This window comes from Cellulomonas sp. KRMCY2 (assembly GCF_000526515.1).
GTDB lineage: Bacteria > Actinomycetota > Actinomycetes > Actinomycetales > Cellulomonadaceae > Actinotalea.
Genome location: NZ_JAGF01000001.1, coordinates 651,508 through 669,429, shown reverse-complemented (window position 1 = coordinate 669,429; position 17,922 = coordinate 651,508). Strand labels below are relative to the sequence as shown.

The window sequence follows — 17,922 nt, the reverse complement described above, 5'->3', positions numbered from 1 at the left end:
TCCGCCCCGCACGCACCACTTGTCAGGAGTTCACGCCATGGCCCGCCGCCCGGCTGACCGCATGAGCACGACGCGCCGCCGCTTCACGGCGTTCGTGCTCGTCGTGGTCGGCATCGTCGGGCTCGGCGTCGCATCGGCGGCCCAGCTCACCGTGGGTGCGGGGTCGCTCGGTGCCGGCACGGCTGCCGTGGCCTCCTGCCAGCCTGCCGGTCAGCCCATCTCGGTCGGGTTCACGACCACCACCTTCTCGGCCGGCCAGTACCAGGCCTCGGCCGTCACCCTGGGCAACGTGAACGCCGCCTGCGCGGGCCTCAAGTACCGGATCCAGCCAAGGGGTGCCGGTGGGGCTGCCGTCGGCTCGGAGCTCACCGGCACGGTCACTCTCGGCACGGGCGGCACCCTGACTGCGACCTTCCCCGCGAACGTGCCGGCGAGCACGATCACGGGCGTCGACCTCGTGATCCACAGTTGAGCGGCCGACGTCGGGGCCTGGCGGGCGCGCTCGCCGCCCTCGCGCTGCTCGCCACCATCTCCTTCGCGAGCGCTGCCTCCCAGCCGCTCGCCGGGGCCACCATGACGTCGACCGCGGTCGGTCACCCGTGCGCCGGCCCGGCCGCCGCGACGGCGACCAACGGCACGACCATGACGTTCTCGGCCGTGAGCATCACCGTCCCTGCAGGCTGTGCCGGTCGCACCGTCCTGCTCACGCTGCTCAACGGCACGACCCCCGTGGGCAGCGGCTCGGCCGCGGCTGCGGCATCGGGCGCCACCGTCGTCAGCCTCCCGACCTACACGGCGTTGTCGTCGCTGACCGTCCAGGCGACCGTCGGCGGCTGGAACCTGCCGACGACCTGGTCGTTCACACCCCCGCACATCTGGTGCACGGTCGTCAGCGGCGGATCCCCGGGTGCCACCTGTACCGCGACGGTCACCCGGTTCACCGGAATCAAGGAGTCCGGCAGCTTGGTCGCCGACTACTACGACGTCGTGGTCGAGACGACCTCCGCTCTGGCCCTCAGGTGGCAGGTCACCTTCAACCTTCCGCACCCGTTCTACGGCACCGTCCCGACTGCGCTCGGCAACTCCGATCTCGACGACTACTCGGACGTCGCGCGCTACTGGGACACGAACGACGCGACGCGGGAAGGCCAGTGCACCGCCGGCCAGCTCAAGGTGCGGGGGGTCAACAGCAACAACTCGGGCTCCAACTTCCGTGACGTCACCAGCGGTGCACCACGCCAGTTCTCGCTCGTCCTGAATCGCACGGAGGCGGCCTACCGTGACGTCCTCTCCGGCGGATGTGCCTAGGGACGAGGTCCGTGCGAACCGAGGCAACGGCGCCCGTGGCTCTCTGGGGCCCTCACCTCCGGCAAGCTCCGCTGCCGAACAACGGCCCGGTCGCGGCGTGCTGAACCGGCCCTGAGCCTGGTCAGCCCAGCGGCGTCAGCTTCGGCCGCTTGGCCGTCCGCTCGTCCCCCGAGGACCGGCCGCGCAGCCGGCGCGTCGCCCACGGGTAGGCGTGCGAGCGGAACCACTCGATGTCGTCGCGCACCTGCGCGGCGCGCGGCAGCGGCGGCAACGGCGCGAGCGGGTCGTCCCACGCCGGATCGTCCGGCTCCAGCCCGAGCGCAGCCAGGGCGCCCTGTGCGACCCGGCGGTGCCCCTCGGTGGTCAGGTGGATCCGGTCCGGAGCCCACATCCGCCAGTCCCGCAGCGAGCGCATCCCCCACAGGTCCAGGACGTGGGCGTCGTGGCGACGGGCGATCGACCAGATGTGCGCGTTGAGCACGGCGGCGCGGCCGCGGGTCCGGCGCACGACGGGGCTGTCCTTGGAGTCCATGCCGGTGCCGAGCAGGACGTCGACCCCCGCGGCGCGCAGCGCGACGACGGCGCGCTCCAGCTGGGCGGCCAGACGGTCCGGATCCGCAGCGGGACGCAGGATGTCGTTGCCGCCGCCGATCAGGCTCACGAGGTCGGGCTCCAGACTGAGCGCCGCCGGAACCTGCTCGCGCAGGATCGGGCCCAGGAGCCGGCCCCGCACGGCCAGGTTGGCGTACTCCAGCCGGCCGTCCTCGGCGCGTTCGGCGAGGTGCAGCGCGAGCAGGTCGGCCCAGCCCCGGCAGGTCGGCGCGGGGTCGGTGGCCGCGGTGCGCGTGGGCGGCTCGCCGCCGGGGACGTCCCACAGCCCCTCGGTGAACGAGTCGCCGAGAGCAGCGAAGCGTCGCCAGGGGACGTGCGGCGGTTCAGCAGGTACCGGGACGGCGTCGAGAAAGGAGTCCGAGCGGGTGAAATACACCTGCACAGTGTGCGCCGAAGCATACTTGTCGGGCTAATTCGGACGCCCTCGAACCGACCCACCCTGGACGGGGCGGGCACAGTGCGTCATCCTGAACAGGTCAGCGAAAAGCGGCAAACCCATCGCAAGGTGGGGACGCAAAGCCACGGGGCCCTCTGGGTCAGCCGGGTTACCGAACGACAGGGCCCAGTCATGAACATGACGGCATCGACCTCGATCCCCTCCACAGCGCAGTGCGCTGCTCCGAGAGCCGGCACGGCCGGCAGCTGCATCCCCTAGAGCCTCGGACGAGGCCTCCGCTCCACGAGTCACAGGACGTGACGACAGGAGCCACCGCCGGACACAGACGTCCGGCACAGGGAGTGCACAGGCAGGAAGCCATCTCGGACCCAGGAGGGGTGACAGATGATCAGCAACAAGAACCGCAAGGCGGCATCGGTCGCCCTGGTTGCCGTAGCGCTGGTGGGAGTGCGGACCGCGTCCGCAGCGGGGGTTGACCTCGGGGGGCAAGAGATCCTGATCGGGAGCAGCACGGCAGAGCAGTGCAACTCCTCACAGGTACAGATCGACTACGACGTCGCGTATGACGCCGCACTGCAGGGATACGGGGTGAGCGCCACCCAGCTGTCGGGGCTGGACGAGCGTTGCCAGGGTTACGACGTGATCGTGACTCTCAGTGGGCCCGGGGGGGCTCCGCTGGCGGAGATGACTGCAGTGGTGGATGCGTCGCAGATGCGAGTCGTGGTGCCGGCAACGACGCCGGTGGCAGCTGAGCAGCTCACGGGGGTGAGCATCGTGCTCAAGGAGACTGAGGCCTAGGCCTCGGTCGGCTGACGTGGGGCCGCTCCGTCTCGATGGAGCGGCCCCGTCGGCTGCCCCGGCGGGCCGGGGAACCACTCGATCGGCGTGGCGCCCTGGCGCGCGAGGAGCTCGTTGACCCGCGAGAACGGGCGCGAGCCGAAGAACCCGCGTGCGGCGGAGAGCGGGCTGGGGTGCGCGCTCGCGACCACCGGGACCCGGCCGAGCGCCGCCCGCACCTCCTGGGCGTCGCGGCCCCACAGCACGGCGACGAGCGGCCCGTCCCGCTCGACCAGCGCCGCGACCGCGCGGTCGGTGATCTCCTGCCAGCCCAGCTGCCGGTGCGAGCCGGGCTCACCGGCACGCACGGTCAGCACCCTGTTGAGCAGCAGGACGCCCTGGGCGGCCCATGCCGAGAGGTCACCGGACGGGCCGGGCGAGCCACCGACGTCGTCGGCCAGCTCGCGGTAGATGTTCTGCAGCGAGCGGGGCACCGGTCGGACCTGCGGCCCGACCGAGAACGCCAGCCCGACGGCGTGACCCGGGGTGGGGTAGGGATCCTGGCCGACGATCAGGACTCGCACGTCGGCGAGCGGCTGGGCGAACGCCCGCAGGACCGCGTCGGGCGCCGGCAGGTAGTGCCGCCCTGCGGCGACCTCGGCGCGCAGCAGGTCACCGATCGCGCGCAGCCGTGGCTCGACCGGGGCCAGCGCGGCGGCCCAGTCCGGCGCCATGATCTGCTCGAGGGGGAGCCGGGGCACGCCGCGAGACTACCGGCAGGCGACCGCACGGGCCCGGCGGCACGGGGCCGGCACGGGAATGACACGGCTGTCATTCGCGTCTACGATGGGCACTGCTCGAGCCTCGACGGCCGCGCAGCCGACAGACCGCTCAACCGACCTGCCGCTTGTGGACCGACTGCCGTAGTGAACCGACCTGGAGGACCGCATGGACGCCACCGCGACCGCGGCAGCCCCGTTCCGCACGGCCGCGACGTCGTCCGGCGCCGAGCTGTCCGAACGGGACCAGCAGATCCTCGCCTTCGAGCGGCAGTGGTGGAAGTACGCCGGCGCCAAGGAGCAGGCGGTCCGCGACCTCTTCGACATGTCGGCGACGCGGTACTACCAGGTCCTCAACGCGCTGATCGACTCACCCGCCGCCCTTGCCTGCGACCCGATGCTCATCAAGCGCCTTCGCCGCATGCGTTCCTCGCGTCAGCGAGCACGTACCGCGCGTCGCCTGGGCATCGAGGGCTGAGCGGCCAGGTCGACCCGCTAGCCTGTCCGCCGTGAGACCAGGCGAGCACCCCGACGCTGTTGACGAGTTCGACGAGGTCGACGCGTCCGGAGGCCCGCGCGGTGCACACCGTGCGCCGCGCTCCTGGTGGAGCCGGTGGTGGCCGTTCGTCACCGTCCTGGTCGTGTTCCCGGTGCTCGCCTACGGCCTCGTGACGTGGCTGTCCGACTGGGACGGGCTCTCCGGCGTCGAGCTGCCGAGCTTCAGTCAGTCCGAGGACGACACGCAGGAGCCCAGCGCCGGCGCGACCGCGACCGAGACCGCGACAGCAGCGCCGGTGGAGACGCCGGCGGTCACGCAGGAGCCGACGCCTGAGCCGGTCGCCGATCTCACCCGGCCGGTCTCGGTGCTCAACGCGACGTCGAGGGCCGGCCTGGCCGGTGGTGCCTCGGACCGGCTCGAGGCAGCCGGGTTCACCGCCGCCACCGCCGACAACTGGGACGGCGACGACCTGGAGACCTCGGTCGTCTACTACCCGGCCGCTGCGGACGTCGCCACCGCCCAGGCGGTCGCGGCTGCCCTCGGCATCGCCACGGTGCAGGAGGACGCCGCACAGGCCCCGGACGGCCTCGTCGTGGTCCTCGCCGCCGACTACGAGCCCTGAGCGACGGGCCGACGTACCGCCGTCCTCAGCAGCCGGATGCCCCTGCCGCCGTGCGGCCGGCCGCACTAGGCTCCGCAGGATCGTGGCCGCGCACGTCGCGGTCGACACCAGAGGCAGCACGACAGGAGCAGGCATGGCTCAGGGCACCGTGAAGTGGTTCAACGCTGAGAAGGGCTTCGGTTTCATCACCCCGGCCGATGGCGGTCCTGACCTCTTCGTCCACTTCAGTGCGATCCAGGCGGACGGGTACCGCGCCCTCGAGGAGGGCCAGGAGGTCGAGTTCCAGGTGGGCCAGGGCACCAAGGGCCCGCAGGCCGAGCAGGTCCGCGGCGTCTGACCGACCTCGCCCCCGGCGACCCCGATCGGCGTGACGTCTCGCCGTGGGCGGAACGGGCGCGCGTCGCTTGCACTCTCGGGTACCGAGTGCCAATAATGAGTTAGCACTCTCGACCCGAGAGTGACAGAAGAACCTGGTCCGGTGAGGGCCGGGGTGCCGACGGGACGTGACCGTCGCGACTCCGGTCCGTCCGTCGCGGGCACCATGTCCAGGTCACCGCCACAACCGGAGGACCATCCGAATGGCCAAGATCATTGCCTTCGACGAGGAGGCCCGCCGCGGCATGGAACGGGGCATGAACGCCCTGGCCGACGCCGTCAAGGTCACACTCGGCCCCAAGGGCCGCAACGTCGTGCTCGAGAAGAAGTGGGGCGCCCCCACCATCACCAACGACGGCGTCTCGATCGCCAAGGAGATCGAGCTCGAGGACCCCCTCGAGAAGATCGGTGCCGAGCTCGTCAAGGAGGTCGCCAAGAAGACCGACGACGTCGCAGGCGACGGCACCACCACCGCAACCGTGCTCGCCCAGGCGCTCGTGCGCGAGGGTCTGCGCAATGTCGCCGCCGGCGCCAACCCGATCGCGCTCAAGCGCGGTATCGAGAAGGCCGTCGAGGCCGTCACCGTGCAGCTGCTCAAGGCTGCCAAGGAGGTCGAGACCAAGGAGGAGATCGCCGCGACTGCGGGCATCTCCGCCGGGGACCCGGCGATCGGTGAGCTCATCGCCGAGGCGATGGACAAGGTCGGCAAGGAAGGCGTCATCACCGTCGAGGAGTCCAGCGCGCTGGGCCTCGAGCTCGAGCTGACCGAGGGGATGCGCTTCGACAAGGGCTTCCTGTCGGCGTACTTCGTGACCGACGCCGAGCGTCAGGAAGCGATCCTCGAGGACGCCTACGTCCTGCTGGTCGAGTCCAAGATCACCAACGTCAAGGACCTGCTGCCGCTGCTGGAGAAGGTCATCCAGTCCGGCAAGCCGCTGTTCATCGTCGCCGAGGACCTCGAGGGCGAGGCCCTGGCCACGCTCGTCGTGAACAAGATCCGCGGCACCTTCAAGTCGGTCGCCGTCAAGGCTCCCGGCTTCGGGGACCGTCGCAAGGCGATGCTGCAGGACATGGCCATCCTCACCGGTGGCCAGGTCATCTCCGAGACCGTCGGTCTCAAGCTGGAGAACGCCGGCCTCGAGCTGCTCGGGCAGGCGCGCAAGGTCGTCGTCACGAAGGACGAGACCACGATCGTCGAGGGCCTCGGCGATGCCGAGCAGATCGCCGGTCGGGTCTCGCAGATCCGTGCCGAGATCGAGAACTCCGACTCCGACTACGACCGCGAGAAGCTCCAGGAGCGCCTCGCGAAGCTGGCCGGTGGCGTCGCCGTCATCAAGGCCGGTGCCGCAACGGAGGTCGAGCTCAAGGAGCGCAAGCACCGCATCGAGGATGCTGTGCGCAACGCCAAGGCCGCTGTGGAAGAGGGCATCGTCGCCGGTGGTGGCGTCGCGCTCATCCAGGCCGGCAAGCTCGCGTTCGAGTCGCCTGAGATCCTGGCGCTCGAGGGCGACGAGGCAACCGGTGCTCGCATCGTGCACCTGGCGATCGACGCCCCGCTCAAGCAGATCGCGATCAACGCGGGTCTCGAGGGTGGCGTCGTGGCCGAGAGGGTCCGCAACCTGCCTGCAGGTCACGGCCTCAACGCCGCGACCGGGGTCTACGAGGACCTGCTGGCAGCCGGCGTGAACGACCCGGTCAAGGTGACCCGCTCTGCCCTGCAGAACGCGGCCTCCATCGCAGCCCTGTTCCTGACCACCGAGGCCGTCGTGGCCGACAAGCCGGAGCGTCACGCGCCGGCCGGTGGCGGCGACGGCGGCGGCATGGGCGGGATGGACTTCTGATCGGATCCGATCAGAGTCCGACCCGCGCAGCCTGACCAGCGCGGCACGGACGACGGGCGTCTCCTTCGGGAGGCGCCCGTCGTCGTACAGGATGGGGGAGTGGACATCCCGGAGCGACTGCTGCACTCGATGGTGGGCGCCGACGGTGGCCGGAAGTGGCTCGAGCGCCTGCCCGGCCTCGTCGAGCGTGCGGTGGACCGGTGGAGCCTGGCCGTCGGCGCACCGTTCGAGGACGGCATGTCGGGCTGGGCGGCCCCGGTCACGCTCCCGTCCGGGGCGGCGGTCCTGAAGATCTCCTACCCGCACGACGAGGCGCGGCACGAGGCCGCAGCCCTGCGGGTCTGGGACGGCCACGGTGCCGTCCGGCTCCTGGAGTCCTGCGACGAGGACTGGGCGCTGCTGCTGCGTCGCGCTACGCCGGGGACGGCCCTGCGCGACGAGCCGGTGCAGGTCAGCGAGCAGATCGCGATCGGCGCCGCGCTGCTCCGGCAGATGGGGGCCGTGGAGCCACCCGCGTCGGGTCCGTTCCCTGCGCTCGTCACGGTGGCCGACCGCCTCGCCGGGATCGCGAGCGAGCGGCTCGACCGGCTCGGGGGCCAGGCACCCGTGACGATGGACCGAGGGCTGGTCCGGCATGCCGTCGATCTGCTCCGGACGCTGCCCCGAGACCCGCCTCGCAGCGGCCTGGCGCACGGTGACCTCAACCCCGGCAACATCCTGCGCGACGACGTCGACGGGTCGAGCAGCTGGTTGGCGATCGACCCCAAGGCCGTCGTCGGCGATCCGGCCTGGGACCCGTGGCCGCTGCTGACGCAGCTGGGGGACTGGACCACGACCGTGACCCCGGCACGTGAGCTGGCCGATCGCACCCGGCTGCTGGCCGACCTGACCGGGCTCGCGCCGACGCGGATCGCTGCCTGGTCCGTGGCGCGCAGCGTCGAGTCGGCCCTGTGGTCCGCCGACCGTGGCTGGTGGACCGGCCCTCGGGGTGCCGACGGCGATCTCGCGCGAGCCCAGGCGTGGGACCAGGCTGCCGGGCTCCTCGGCGCCGGGTGAGGGCCGGTCGGGGCGGGTCGGGGTGGGTCGGTCGACGGCCGGCCGAGCGGGCCGGTCAGGGTGGATCAGTCAGGGCGGGTCGGTCGGCTGTGCGTGGCCCCGTCCGCCGGCGGTCGCGCGCCGGGACCCGCAGCCCGGAGGCGCGCAGGCGTCGCACGAGCTCGCGGGAGTCGACCAGCGTCGCCCCGAGGGCGATGAGCTCGTCGTACCGATCCGCCGGGATGTCGTAGTGGTCGCGGTCGAAGCCGCGCTCCGGCAGCCCGGCACGCGCGGCGAAGTCGCGCAGCTCGGCCAGCGACTCGTCACTGACCAGATGGCCCCAGATCCGGCCGTGCCGGGGCCACAACGGAGGGTCGAGCAGGACAGCCATCGCACGATCCAACCATCGGACCGGTGGACCACCGAACCGGCGACCACCGGCCCGTGGGCCGCCGTACGGTGCACCTCCCGGCTGTCGACCGCCCGGCGGCCCGCCCGGCGGCGGCGATCCCGTTGCTCAGCGCAGGAACAGCCGGGCCGCCTGCTGCTCGGCGTCGGCGTAGTGCTGGGCGGCGGCGCCGAGCTGCGCGGTGATCTGGTCGAGGCTCGCCTCGACCCGCTGCTGGGTGATGGTCCAGTCCGCGAGCACACCACCGAAGGCGGTGGCCGCTCCGCCCCGCCAGCCGGCCTGGAGGTCGGCCAGATGGCGCATCAGGGCACCGACCTCCGTGCGGATCACTGTCACCGAGGCGTTCGCCGCTGCGCTCGCCTGGGCAACCTGGGCACTGTCGACCTCGTACCTGCTCATCAGTCCTCCTGTGTCGTGGCTCCTCGGAGTCGCGACGCTAGACGGCCGGGTGCCACGCCGTCGGGCGGGGTCGGCGGACCTGTGGACGAGTGAGCGGTCAGTGCTGCTGTGGAGCACGCGTCCCGTGGTCGGTCCGCTTGCCGTCGGCCTCCATCGCTGCCTCGTCCGCTCCCGCGGCGGCCTCGGCGGAGCGGGGGCCCTCGACGTGCGGCTCGGTCTCGATCCGGGCCAGCTCCTTGCGGAGCCGGTGCAGCTCGCCGGCGAGGTTCTGCCGCGCGGGCTCCTCCCAGTGCGTGCCGAGCGGGCTCGCGAAGAGCCGCGGGCGGTGCTCGAGGCGTTCGAGGATCGCGATCCGGGCCCGGACGAACTCCTCGAGCGGCAGGTGGGCGTACTCCGCGCGGACGTCGGCCAGGTACGCCTTGTACCGCTGCGGGTCAGCGGCCAGCATCGCCAGGTCGGCGTCGCACAGCACCGCGCAGTCGAAGTCGTCGGGTCGCGGGGCATGCCGCGCCAGCGTCTCGACGAGGTCGACGACCCGGTCGACGGCAACCTGCGGCACTCCCAGCCCGGTCAGCTCCGAGCGCGCCAGCGCAGCGCTCGCGTGCTCGTCCTCGCCACCGCGGTGGGCGTAGGAGGCGCGCTCGGCCGCGCTGAACACCGCGCCGTGGTACCAGGCTGCGAGTCGGACCCGGTCGGGCTCGTGGGTCTCCTCGGCGAGCTCGTCGACCCTCGCCAGGACGTCAGCGAGGTGCCGGACGTTGTGGAAGACCCGTCCGGGTTCGGACCACCTGTCGAGCAGGGACTGGCCGACCCTCTCGATCTCCGGGACCGACGCCGTCGCTCCGGCTCCGGTACAGGCCCTGATCCAGGCCGAGATCAACCACTGGGGTGCGTCATGGACGCCCATCGCCGAGCCTCACGTGTCGGGGGACAACGACTGGCCATCGTAGCCCCGGTTTCGGGCTCCGGCTGCCGGAGCGCGGTGCCGTCCCGGCAGGTGGTCCGGCACCCGCGTCGGGCGTGGTCACGCATCCGCCGGTCACCCCTCCGCCGGCTGCCGCACGGCCGGCAGCACGAGCCGGACAGTCGCCCCGCCCCCGGGGGTCTCGGAGATCTCGACCGAGCCGTCATGGGCCGCGACGATGGCGTCGACGATCGCCATGCCGAGGCCGGCCCCGCCGGAGTCCCGGCCTCGCGCGGCGTCGACCCGGTAGAAGCGCTCGAAGATGCGCCCCCGGTGCTCGGCCGCGATCCCCGGGCCGTGGTCCCGGACCTCCAGGACGACGCCGGTGCCCTCGGGGTGCAGGCGGCCGACGGCGATCTCGACCGGTGTCCCGGCCGGCGTGTGCTGCGTGACGTTGCCGATGAGGTTCCCGAGCACCTGGCGCAGCCGGTTCTCGTCGCCGGACGTCACGGCGCCGGCCGTCGTGCCCCCCGCCGTGAGCGGCTCGAGGCGGACCGGGCGCGTCGGGTCGAGGGCCCGCAGATCGCCGGCCGCGTCCCCGGCCAGCACCGCCAGGTCCACCGGCTCGTCGCGCTGCGGCCGAGCCTCGTCGAGGCGCGCGAGGTGCAGCAGGTCCTCGACGAGCACGCCCATCCGGGTGGCGGAGTCCTCCATCCGGCGCATGGTCCGGCTGACCTCGTCGGTGGTGGTCAGCGCGCCCATCCGGTACAGCTCGCCGTACCCGCGGATCGTGGCGAGCGGCGTGCGCAGCTCATGGCTGGCGTCGGCGACGAAGCGCCGCATCCGCTGCTCGGAGGCGGTCCGGACGGCGAACGCGCGCTCGATCTGGGTGAGCATCCCGTTGAGCGCGACGGCGAGCCGGCCGACCTCGGTCGAGGCGGGGGCGTCGGGTACGCGTCGGCTCAGGTCCCCGTCGGCGATCGCCGCTGCGGTGTCCTCGATCTGACGCAGCGGGCGCAGCGCTCGCCGGACCCCCCACGAGCCGGCTGCGGCCCCGAGCGTGACGACGGCGATGCCGATGGCCAGCAGGACCGTGCGCATCTGGTCGAGCGTCGCGTCCGCGGAGGTCATCGGCAGGGCCACGGCGACCGAGCCGACCAGGCTGCCGCCCTCGGCGGCGAGCGGCAGCGCGAGCACGCGCCATCGACCGCCGCCGGAGGTCGACGGCACGCTGAAGGCCGCACCGTCGAGGGCCACGACCTCGTCGACGGTCATGGTGGGCACCTGGGCGTCGTCGTCCGCGTCCGTCCCCCAGCGGACCGTCGCACCGGTCCGGTCGGAGAAGACGACGTAGTAGTCGCTGGGCAGTCCCTCGCCGGACGCCTCGGGCTGCGGCAGCCCGCCGGACGCCTGGCGCACGAGCAGGGGTGCCGCCGATGCGAGCTGCGCGTCGAGCTGGTCGACGAGCGACTGGCGCAGCAGGGTCAGGGCGGTCACACCGGTCAGGGTGAGCCCGAGGACCAGCAGGAGCGCGAAGACCGCCGTGAGCTGGGTGCGCAGCGGGAGACGGCCCCACGGTCCGGGCCCCGCCGCCGGGCGCGGTGCCGCGGCCGGGCTCGGCTCCGCCACCGGGTTCGGTGCCGCCGCCGTCTCGGGTGGTGTCGCGGTCATGACACGCCCGGCGGGAGGCGCAGCATGTAGCCGACCCCGCGCTTGGTGTGGATGAGCGGCCGGAGCGGGGGCGTCTCGGATCCCACGCCGTCGGGTCGGTCGACCTTGCGGCGCAGGTAGGAGATGTAGGACTCGACGATGCTGCCGTCGCCGCCCCAGTCGTACTGCCACACGTGGTCGAGGATCTGTGCCTTCGACAGCACCCGGCCGGCATTGAGCATGAGGTAGCGCAGCAGGGCGAACTCGGTGGGGGACAGCTCGATCGGGCGCCCTGCCCGGCGGACGTCGTGCGAGTCCTCGTCGAGCTCGAGGTCGGCGTAGCGCAGGATGCTCCCGTCGTCCTGGCCGGCCGCCGTCGTCCTGGTGCGGCGGAGCACGGCACGGATCCGGGCGACCACCTCCTCGAGGCTGAAGGGCTTGGTCACGTAGTCGTCCCCGCCGACCGTCAGGCCGGCGACCTTGTCCGCGGTGTCGTCCCGCGCGGTCAGGAACAGGACCGGGACGTGCTGGCCGCGCTCGCGCATCCGCCGGGTCACCTCGAAACCGTCGAGGTCGGGGAGCATGACGTCGAGCACCACGAGGTCCGGCGCGGTGTCCTTGATCAGGGCGAGCGCGGACAGGCCGTCGGCTGCGGCATGGACCTCGAAGCCGGCGAAGCGGAGCGACGTGGTCAGGAGCTCGCGGATCGTCGGCTCGTCGTCGACGACGACCAGCCGAGCCTCCGAGGCGGGGTCTGCGGTCATACGACCAGTGTGCGCCGCGATCCTGAGAGTCCGCTGGGAGAACCCTGGACGCCCACGGCGTGCTCCGGCCCGTGCGACCGGGGCTCACGGGCCGGAGCCCCGGTCTCCCCGCCCGCACGGGCCGGAGGGTGGCGGTCAGACGGCGGGGCCGCCGGCCTTGAGAGCAGCCAGGCGCGCGTCGATCTCGGCGGCGCCGGACTCCGCCTCGAGGTCCTCGAACTGGGCGTCGAGGGACGATGCCGCGACCTCGGCCTGCCCTGCCACGCGGGCCTCCTCGCGGCGGACCTTCTCCTCGAAGCGTGAGACCTCGCTCGTCGGGTCGAGCACGTTGATCGAGGAGATGGCCTCCTGGACCTGGGACTGCGCGTCGGCCGACTTCGACCGGGCGACGAGCTGGTCGCGCTTGGAGCGCAGCTGCTCGAGCTTGTCCTTCATCTGGACCAGGCCCGTCTTGAGCTTGCCGACCACATCGGTCTGCGAGGCGATCATCGGCTCGGCCGAGCGGGCCTCGCCCTCGAAGGCGATCTGCTTCGACAGCGCGATCTTGGCGAGGTTGTCGAACTTGTCGGCGTCGGCGACGTTGCCGCCCGCCCGCAGCTCGTCGGCCTTGGCCGACGCTGCGGCGGCCTTGCGACCCCAGTCGGCGGCCGCTGCGACGTCCTCGGCGTGGTCGGCCTCGGCCAGCCGCAGGTTGCCGATGGTCAGCGCGACGGCGTCCTCCGCCTCGGCGATCGAGTTCGTGAAGTCCCGCACCATCTGGTCGAGCAGCTTCTCGGGGTCTTCCGCCCGGTCGATCAGTGCGTTGATGTTGGCCCTGGTGAGCTGGGCGATACGGCCCAGGATGGTCTGCTTCTCAGCCATGCGACATGCCTTCCGTGAGGTGGAGCCTTCGTGGTCCCGTGGTCCCGTGGTCCGTGCCGATCGGTCGATGTGGTCGTTCAGAAGCGGCCGCCTCCTCCGCGGCGCCCTCGGGAGCCGCCGCCGCCGAAGCTCCCGGCCGAGCGCCCGCCGGACGAGCGCCCGCCGAAGGAGCCGCCACCGAAGCCGCCGGAGCGCCCGCCGGACGAACGCCCGCCGAACCCGCCCCCGCCGCCGAGGATCTGGTCGAGCAGGATGCCGCCGAGGATCAGCGCCCCGGTGTTGCCGCCGCCGGAGCCGCCGCCCGACCCGCCGCCGAACCCGCCGCCCTGCTGCTGCTGCCACCGGGCGACGTCGGCCTCCGCGAGCTGCTGGGCCTGGCCGGCGAGCTGTTCGGCCTGCTGGGCGGCGGCCAGGGCCGCGACCGGGTCGGTGCCGCCGGTCTGCTCGGCGTGCTGAGCCAGTCGCGCAGCCTCGGCCAGGCGCGTCCTGGCCTCCGCGCCGACCGCCCCACGCCGGGTCTCGATGAACTCGGAGACCGCGCGGATCTGCGAGCCGAGGCGGCCGAGCAGCTGGCTGAGGTGCCCACGGGCGCGGGCGAGCTGTTCAGCCTGGTCGCGCGCAGGGGCGAGCGCCGCGTCGAGTGCCGCCTCGGCCTCGGTGAGCCGGCGCAGCGCGGCGAGCGGGTCGCCGGTGCTGCGCTCGGCCTGCGCCGAGGTGATCGCCTGCGACGCGACGGCGGCTGCGGCGGTCACCGCGGCGTCCTGCGGGGCGAGCCGGGCGGCGTCGGCCACGTCCGCGCCGAGGGACGCCAGGGCGGCGTCGATCCGCGTTCCGGCTGCCGCGAGGTCCTCGCCCGCCCGGTCCACGGCGGCCAGGAGCGTGACGGACTGCGCGACGGCATCCTCCGCCGCACGGGCGAGGGCGACGGCCGCACCGCGGTCGGTCTCGACGACCGCGGTGCCCTGGGCGACGCTCGCCCGGGCGTGGGCCAGCAGGGCCGTCGCCTGGTCGACGTTCCCGCTGACCGACGCGAGCGAGGCGGCCGGGTAGGTGGTGGCGAGCTGGTCGAGCGTGGCGCGGGCAGCCGGCACCCGGCCCTGCACCTCGACGGCGCGCTGGTCGGTCTCCTGCAGCACCTGAGGGGCTCGCGCCTGGAGGTCGCGCAGGCGGTCGAACTCCTCGGCCTGGGCGTCGAGGGCGGTGTCGACCTGCTCGCACAGGGCGAGGACCTCGAGCAGCATCCCGCGGCGCTGGGGCTCGGTCTCCGGCACCGAGTCGTCGAGCTGCTGACGCAGCGTGAACGCCCGTGCGGTCCGCGCCCGGCTCTCGGTCAGCACCTGGCCGAAGGTCCGCGTCGCCTCGAGGCCGAACTGCGCCTCGGCGAAGCCCAGCTCCTGCTCGGACGTCTTGATCGCGTCGTCGATCGCGACGAGGGCCTGGCTCGCCCGCCGGTTGAGCTCCTCGGTCGGCAGGGCCGCGAGGCCCTGGACCGGTCGTCCGTCGGGTCCGCGGGCGCCGGCCGGGGCGACAGCACGGCGGGACCGGACGATGACGACGATCAGCAGCAGGATGCCGCCCACCGCGAGCAACGGGATCCACGGGAAGCTGCCGGAACCGGATCCGGATCCGGTGCCCGAGCCGCCGCCGGCCGCGTCCCGGTAGCCCTCGGCGGCGGCGACGGCCGCGCCGGCCCAGTCGCTCTCGCCCAGCTTCGGCTCGATCCGGTCGTAGGCGACGGCGGACAGCTGGTCGTCCGTCAGCGGGACCGCGTTGTCGACCGAGACGCCGTAGCGCCGGTCCTCGACGGCGACGGCGAGGAGCAGGTCGTTGACGCCGAGCCCCGAGCGCTCCGCCGTGTCGTTCGCCCAGTCGAGCCCGTCGGCACCGTCGAAGGTGTCGACGAAGACCACGAAGAGCTGGTAGCGCGTGTCGGCTGCGAGCTGGTCGAGCGCTGCCGTGACCTCGGCCGTCCGCCCGCCGAGCACCTGCGCGGTGTCCGTGATGTCACCGGCGACGTCGATCGGTGGCTCGGCCGCCGCGGGTCCGGCGGCCAGGACCGCGAGCGGGGCGGCACAACCGATGGTCAGGGCGAGCGCGGCACAGCGACGCAGGGCGAGGGTCACACCCCGATCCTTGACCACCGGGCACCGGGCCGCAATGCACCGGCGGGTCATGATGATCTCGGTCCGCCGGCCGCCGGAAGGGCGCTGTCCAGGGGCTTTGGCGCTGGACGCGCTCCCATCTACACTTTCCCGGTGATCCTCACCGTCATCGAGCACATGCCGTCGTGTCCACTGGACCGGTTCGCCACCTGGCTCACCGAACCCCGGGGCGACGACGCAGCACCCGTGACCCTCCGCGTCGTGCGCGCCTGGGCGGGCGACCCGATCCCCGCCGACGCCGCAGCGGTCGGCGACGGCCTCATCGTCCTCGGCGGGCAGGGCAACGCCTACGACGACGACGCGTCGCCGTGGCTCCCGGCCACCCGCCACCTCCTGGCCGATGCGGCGCGCACCGGCCGGCCGACGCTCGCCCTGTGCCTCGGCGCACAGCTGCTCGCCGTCGCCACCGGTGGCCGCGTCCAGGTCGACGCCCCTCCCGGCCGCGAGGCGGGCATCATCGACGTCCACCCCCGGCCGGACGCCGCACGCGACCCGCTGCTGGGCCGGCTCGCCGCCGACGTGCCCGCCGACCACCCCCTGGCCGGTGGCGTGCTGCTCGCCATGCCGACGATGCACGCCGACGCGGTCGTCGACCTTCCCCGCGGGGCCGTGTGGCTCGCCTCGTCGCGGCTCTACCCCTACCAGGCGTTCCGGGTCGGCGACGCGGCCTGGGGGCTGCAGTTCCACCCGGAGGCCTCGCCGGAGACGTTCGCCGCGTGGGCGGACCTGCACGACGACGTCGACACCGCCGTGATGGTCGCGGAGTTCGCCGCCCGCGCCGCTCAGGTCGAGGCCGGCGGCCGCGCCATCGCCGCGCGCTTCGTCGAGATCGCGCAGCGTCGGGCCGACGGTCTGCCGCTGGCCGACCCGGAGCCCGCCCTCAGCCGGTGACGAGGTCCTCGGCGTCGACGATCCGGTACGCGTAGCCCTGCTCGGCGAGGAACCGCTGCCGGTGGGCGGCGAAGTCCTGGTCGACGGTGTCCCGCGCGACGACGGCGTAGAAGTGCGCCGTCCGGCCGTCGGCCTTCGGGCGCATGATCCGGCCGAGCCGCTGCGCCTCCTCCTGGCGTGAGCCGAACGAGCCGCTGACCTGGATGGCGACCGCGGCCTCCGGCAGGTCGACCGAGAAGTTGGCGACCTTGCTCACGACGAGCCTGCTGACCTCGCCGGTCCGGAAGGCGGCGAACAGCCGCTCGCGCTCGCGCACCGTCGTCGCGCCGGTGATCAGGGGTGCCCCGAGGTGCTCGGCCAGCTCGGTGAGCTGGTCGATGTACTGCCCGATCACCAGCACCTGGTCGTCCGGGTGGTTGGCGACGAGCTGTTCGACGACCAGGTTCTTGCCGGTCGCGCTCGCCGCGAGGCGGTACTTGTCCTCCGGCTCGGCGGTGGCGTAGGCGAGCCGCTCGCGGTCGGGCAGGGTCAGGCGGACCTCGACGCAGTCGGCCGGTGCGATGTAGCCCTGCGCCTCGATGTCCTTCCAGGGCGCGTCGAACCGCTTGGGTCCGATGAGCGAGAAGACCTCGTCCTCGCGCCCGTCCTCACGCACGAGGGTCGCGGTCAGGCCGAGCCGCCGTCGGGCCTGGAGGTCCGCGGTCATCCGGAAGATCGGCGCGGGCAGCAGGTGCACCTCGTCGTACAGGACCAGACCCCAGTCGCGGGCGTCCAGCAGCTCGAGGTGCGTGTAGACGCCCTTCCGGCGGGTGGTCAGGACCTGGTAGGTGGCGATGGTCACCGGCCGGACCTCCTTGCGGGCGCCGGAGTACTCGCCGATCTCGTCAGCGGTCAGGGTGGTGCGCTTGATCAGCTCGTCGCGCCACTGGCGGGCCGAGACGGTGTTGGTCACCAGGATCAAGGTCGTGGTCTGGGACCGGGCCATCGCGCCGGCCCCGACGAGCGTCTTGCCGGCGCCGCAGGGCAGCACGACGACGCCCGAACCGCCGTGCCAGAAGCCGTCGATGGCCTGCTCCTGGTAGGGCCGCAGGGACCAGCCGTCCTCGACGAGGGCCATCGCGTGCGCCTCGCCGTCGACGTAGCCGGCGAGGTCCTCGACCGGCCAGCCGAGCTTGAGCAGCACCTGCTTGAGGTGACCGCGCTCGCTCGGGTGCACCACGACGTCGTCGGTGTCGATCCGCGCGCCCAGCAGGCCGGCGGTGCGCCGCGAGCGCAGCACCTCCTCGAGCACCGCGCGGTCCAGGGAGTGCAGGACCAGGCCGTGCACCGGGTGGCTGAGCAGCTGCAGACGCCCGTAGCGGGCCATCGTCTCCGCGACGTCCACGAGCAGCGAGTGCGGCACCGGGTAGCGCGAGTACTCGAGCAGCACCGCGATCACCTGCTCGGCGTCGTGCCCCGCGGCACGCGCGTTCCACAGGCCCAGCGGGGTGAGCCGGTAGGTGTGCACGTGCTCGGGTGCGCGCTCCAGCTCGGCGAACGGGGCGATCGCGCGTCGGCACGCCGTGGCTGCGTCGTGGTCGATCTCGAGCAGCAGCGTCTTGTCGGACTGCACGATCAGCGGGCCGTCGGTCATCGAT

Annotated in this window: 19 protein-coding genes and 1 riboswitch; of the genes, 9 read left to right on the top strand and 10 right to left on the bottom strand. The window is 73.0% G+C overall.

Annotated features, from left to right (window positions below; all coding sequences use genetic code 11):
* The first annotated feature begins 61 nt into the window (after positions 1–61).
* Both K415_RS0103320 and K415_RS0103315 read left to right on the top strand, forming a co-directional pair.
* Positions 62–472, top strand: coding sequence for a hypothetical protein (locus tag K415_RS0103320; protein ID WP_034661000.1), 411 nt, complete (start codon positions 62–64; stop codon positions 470–472).
* Entirely contained in the window at positions 469–1,308 is an 840-nt protein-coding gene (locus tag K415_RS0103315) for a hypothetical protein (protein ID WP_024285688.1), read from the top strand. The genes K415_RS0103320 and K415_RS0103315 overlap by 4 nt, the downstream gene beginning before the upstream one ends.
* Positions 1,309–1,429: 121 nt before the next feature.
* On the opposite strand, the gene K415_RS0103310 is transcribed toward K415_RS0103315, so the two are convergent.
* Entirely contained in the window at positions 1,430–2,296 is an 867-nt protein-coding gene (locus K415_RS0103310; RefSeq protein ID WP_024285687.1) for an SGNH/GDSL hydrolase family protein, read from the bottom strand.
* 102 nt (positions 2,297–2,398) lie between these two features.
* Positions 2,399–2,473: riboswitch (cyclic di-GMP riboswitch) on the top strand.
* 228 nt (positions 2,474–2,701) lie between these two features.
* Between K415_RS0103310 and K415_RS0103305 the strand changes: the two genes are divergently transcribed.
* Positions 2,702–3,115 (top strand): hypothetical protein, encoded by a 414-nt coding sequence (locus K415_RS0103305; protein ID WP_024285686.1) that lies wholly within the window; start codon positions 2,702–2,704, stop codon positions 3,113–3,115.
* Here K415_RS0103305 and K415_RS0103300 read toward each other — a convergent pair.
* A complete protein-coding gene (locus K415_RS0103300) occupies positions 3,112–3,855 on the bottom strand; it encodes a uracil-DNA glycosylase (protein ID WP_024285685.1) in 744 nt (247 codons plus the stop codon). The genes K415_RS0103305 and K415_RS0103300 overlap by 4 nt on opposite strands.
* A 187-nt stretch (positions 3,856–4,042) precedes the next feature.
* Between K415_RS0103300 and K415_RS0103295 the strand changes: the two genes are divergently transcribed.
* From K415_RS0103295 to K415_RS0103275, 5 genes are all read left to right on the top strand, one after another.
* Complete coding sequence (locus tag K415_RS0103295) at positions 4,043–4,351, top strand: DUF3263 domain-containing protein (RefSeq protein ID WP_024285684.1); 309 nt, start codon at positions 4,043–4,045, stop codon at positions 4,349–4,351.
* 31 nt (positions 4,352–4,382) lie between these two features.
* Positions 4,383–4,994, top strand: a complete 612-nt coding sequence (locus K415_RS0103290; RefSeq protein ID WP_024285683.1) for a LytR C-terminal domain-containing protein — start codon at positions 4,383–4,385, stop codon at positions 4,992–4,994.
* A gap of 133 nt (positions 4,995–5,127) precedes the next feature.
* On the top strand, positions 5,128–5,331 hold the full coding sequence (locus K415_RS0103285) for a cold-shock protein (RefSeq protein ID WP_024285682.1): 204 nt from the start codon (positions 5,128–5,130) through the stop codon (positions 5,329–5,331).
* 241 nt (positions 5,332–5,572) lie between these two features.
* A complete protein-coding gene (gene groL, locus K415_RS0103280) occupies positions 5,573–7,210 on the top strand; it encodes a chaperonin GroEL (RefSeq protein WP_024285681.1) in 1,638 nt (545 codons plus the stop codon).
* Positions 7,211–7,309: 99 nt separating this feature from the next.
* Complete coding sequence (locus K415_RS0103275) at positions 7,310–8,266, top strand: aminoglycoside phosphotransferase family protein (protein WP_024285680.1); 957 nt, start codon at positions 7,310–7,312, stop codon at positions 8,264–8,266.
* Between the two features lie 55 nt (positions 8,267–8,321).
* Here the strand turns inward: K415_RS0103275 and K415_RS0103270 are convergent, their stop codons facing one another.
* The 7 genes from K415_RS0103270 to K415_RS24980 all read right to left on the bottom strand — a co-directional run bounded on the left by K415_RS0103270 (position 8,322) and on the right by K415_RS24980 (position 15,355).
* The gene (locus K415_RS0103270; protein WP_024285679.1) at positions 8,322–8,636 is read right to left on the bottom strand and encodes a DUF4031 domain-containing protein; all 315 of its coding nucleotides are present in this window, start codon (positions 8,634–8,636) and stop codon (positions 8,322–8,324) included.
* A gap of 126 nt (positions 8,637–8,762) precedes the next feature.
* Positions 8,763–9,053, bottom strand: a complete 291-nt coding sequence (locus K415_RS0103265) for a WXG100 family type VII secretion target (RefSeq protein WP_024285678.1) — start codon at positions 9,051–9,053, stop codon at positions 8,763–8,765.
* A gap of 97 nt (positions 9,054–9,150) precedes the next feature.
* Positions 9,151–9,960, bottom strand: a complete 810-nt coding sequence (locus K415_RS0103260; protein ID WP_024285677.1) for a hypothetical protein — start codon at positions 9,958–9,960, stop codon at positions 9,151–9,153.
* Positions 9,961–10,092: 132 nt separating this feature from the next.
* Positions 10,093–11,628, bottom strand: a complete 1,536-nt coding sequence (locus K415_RS0103255) for a cell wall metabolism sensor histidine kinase WalK (RefSeq protein ID WP_024285676.1) — start codon at positions 11,626–11,628, stop codon at positions 10,093–10,095.
* Positions 11,625–12,371: a response regulator transcription factor gene (locus K415_RS0103250; RefSeq protein WP_024285675.1), complete on the bottom strand. Its 747-nt coding sequence runs from the start codon at positions 12,369–12,371 to the stop codon at positions 11,625–11,627. Before K415_RS0103250 ends, K415_RS0103255 begins: the two co-directional genes overlap by 4 nt.
* Before the next feature lie 135 nt (positions 12,372–12,506).
* On the bottom strand, positions 12,507–13,232 hold the full coding sequence (locus K415_RS0103245; RefSeq protein WP_024285674.1) for a PspA/IM30 family protein: 726 nt from the start codon (positions 13,230–13,232) through the stop codon (positions 12,507–12,509).
* Positions 13,233–13,309: 77 nt separating this feature from the next.
* Positions 13,310–15,355, bottom strand: a complete 2,046-nt coding sequence (locus K415_RS24980; RefSeq protein WP_029663053.1) for a TPM domain-containing protein — start codon at positions 15,353–15,355, stop codon at positions 13,310–13,312.
* Between the two features lie 132 nt (positions 15,356–15,487).
* Here K415_RS24980 and K415_RS0103235 point away from each other — a divergent pair, with 132 nt between their 5' ends.
* On the top strand, positions 15,488–16,285 hold the full coding sequence (locus K415_RS0103235; RefSeq protein ID WP_024285672.1) for a type 1 glutamine amidotransferase: 798 nt from the start codon (positions 15,488–15,490) through the stop codon (positions 16,283–16,285).
* Here the strand turns inward: K415_RS0103235 and K415_RS0103230 are convergent.
* The gene (locus K415_RS0103230; protein ID WP_024285671.1) at positions 16,275–17,918 is read right to left on the bottom strand and encodes a DNA repair helicase XPB; all 1,644 of its coding nucleotides are present in this window, start codon (positions 17,916–17,918) and stop codon (positions 16,275–16,277) included. The two genes, K415_RS0103235 and K415_RS0103230, sit on opposite strands and share 11 nt — an antisense overlap.
* Between the last annotated feature and the right edge of the window lie 4 nt (positions 17,919–17,922).

What these genes read in the sequence shown, in the direction of transcription:
- K415_RS0103265 (WP_024285678.1), bottom strand. Translation starts at nt 9,053, where the DNA reads ATGAGCAGGTACGAGGTCGACAGTGCCCAGGTTGCCCAGGCGAGCGCA.
- groL (WP_024285681.1), top strand. Translation starts at nt 5,573, where the DNA reads ATGGCCAAGATCATTGCCTTCGACGAGGAGGCCCGCCGCGGCATGGAA.
- K415_RS0103285 (WP_024285682.1), top strand. Translation starts at nt 5,128, where the DNA reads ATGGCTCAGGGCACCGTGAAGTGGTTCAACGCTGAGAAGGGCTTCGGT.
- K415_RS0103260 (WP_024285677.1), bottom strand. Translation starts at nt 9,960, where the DNA reads ATGGGCGTCCATGACGCACCCCAGTGGTTGATCTCGGCCTGGATCAGG.
- K415_RS0103230 (WP_024285671.1), bottom strand. Translation starts at nt 17,918, where the DNA reads ATGACCGACGGCCCGCTGATCGTGCAGTCCGACAAGACGCTGCTGCTC.
- K415_RS0103270 (WP_024285679.1), bottom strand. Translation starts at nt 8,636, where the DNA reads ATGGCTGTCCTGCTCGACCCTCCGTTGTGGCCCCGGCACGGCCGGATC.
- K415_RS0103255 (WP_024285676.1), bottom strand. Translation starts at nt 11,628, where the DNA reads ATGACCGCGACACCACCCGAGACGGCGGCGGCACCGAACCCGGTGGCG.
- K415_RS0103295 (WP_024285684.1), top strand. Translation starts at nt 4,043, where the DNA reads ATGGACGCCACCGCGACCGCGGCAGCCCCGTTCCGCACGGCCGCGACG.
- K415_RS0103305 (WP_024285686.1), top strand. Translation starts at nt 2,702, where the DNA reads ATGATCAGCAACAAGAACCGCAAGGCGGCATCGGTCGCCCTGGTTGCC.
- K415_RS0103320 (WP_034661000.1), top strand. Translation starts at nt 62, where the DNA reads ATGAGCACGACGCGCCGCCGCTTCACGGCGTTCGTGCTCGTCGTGGTC.
- K415_RS0103245 (WP_024285674.1), bottom strand. Translation starts at nt 13,232, where the DNA reads ATGGCTGAGAAGCAGACCATCCTGGGCCGTATCGCCCAGCTCACCAGG.
- K415_RS0103250 (WP_024285675.1), bottom strand. Translation starts at nt 12,371, where the DNA reads ATGACCGCAGACCCCGCCTCGGAGGCTCGGCTGGTCGTCGTCGACGAC.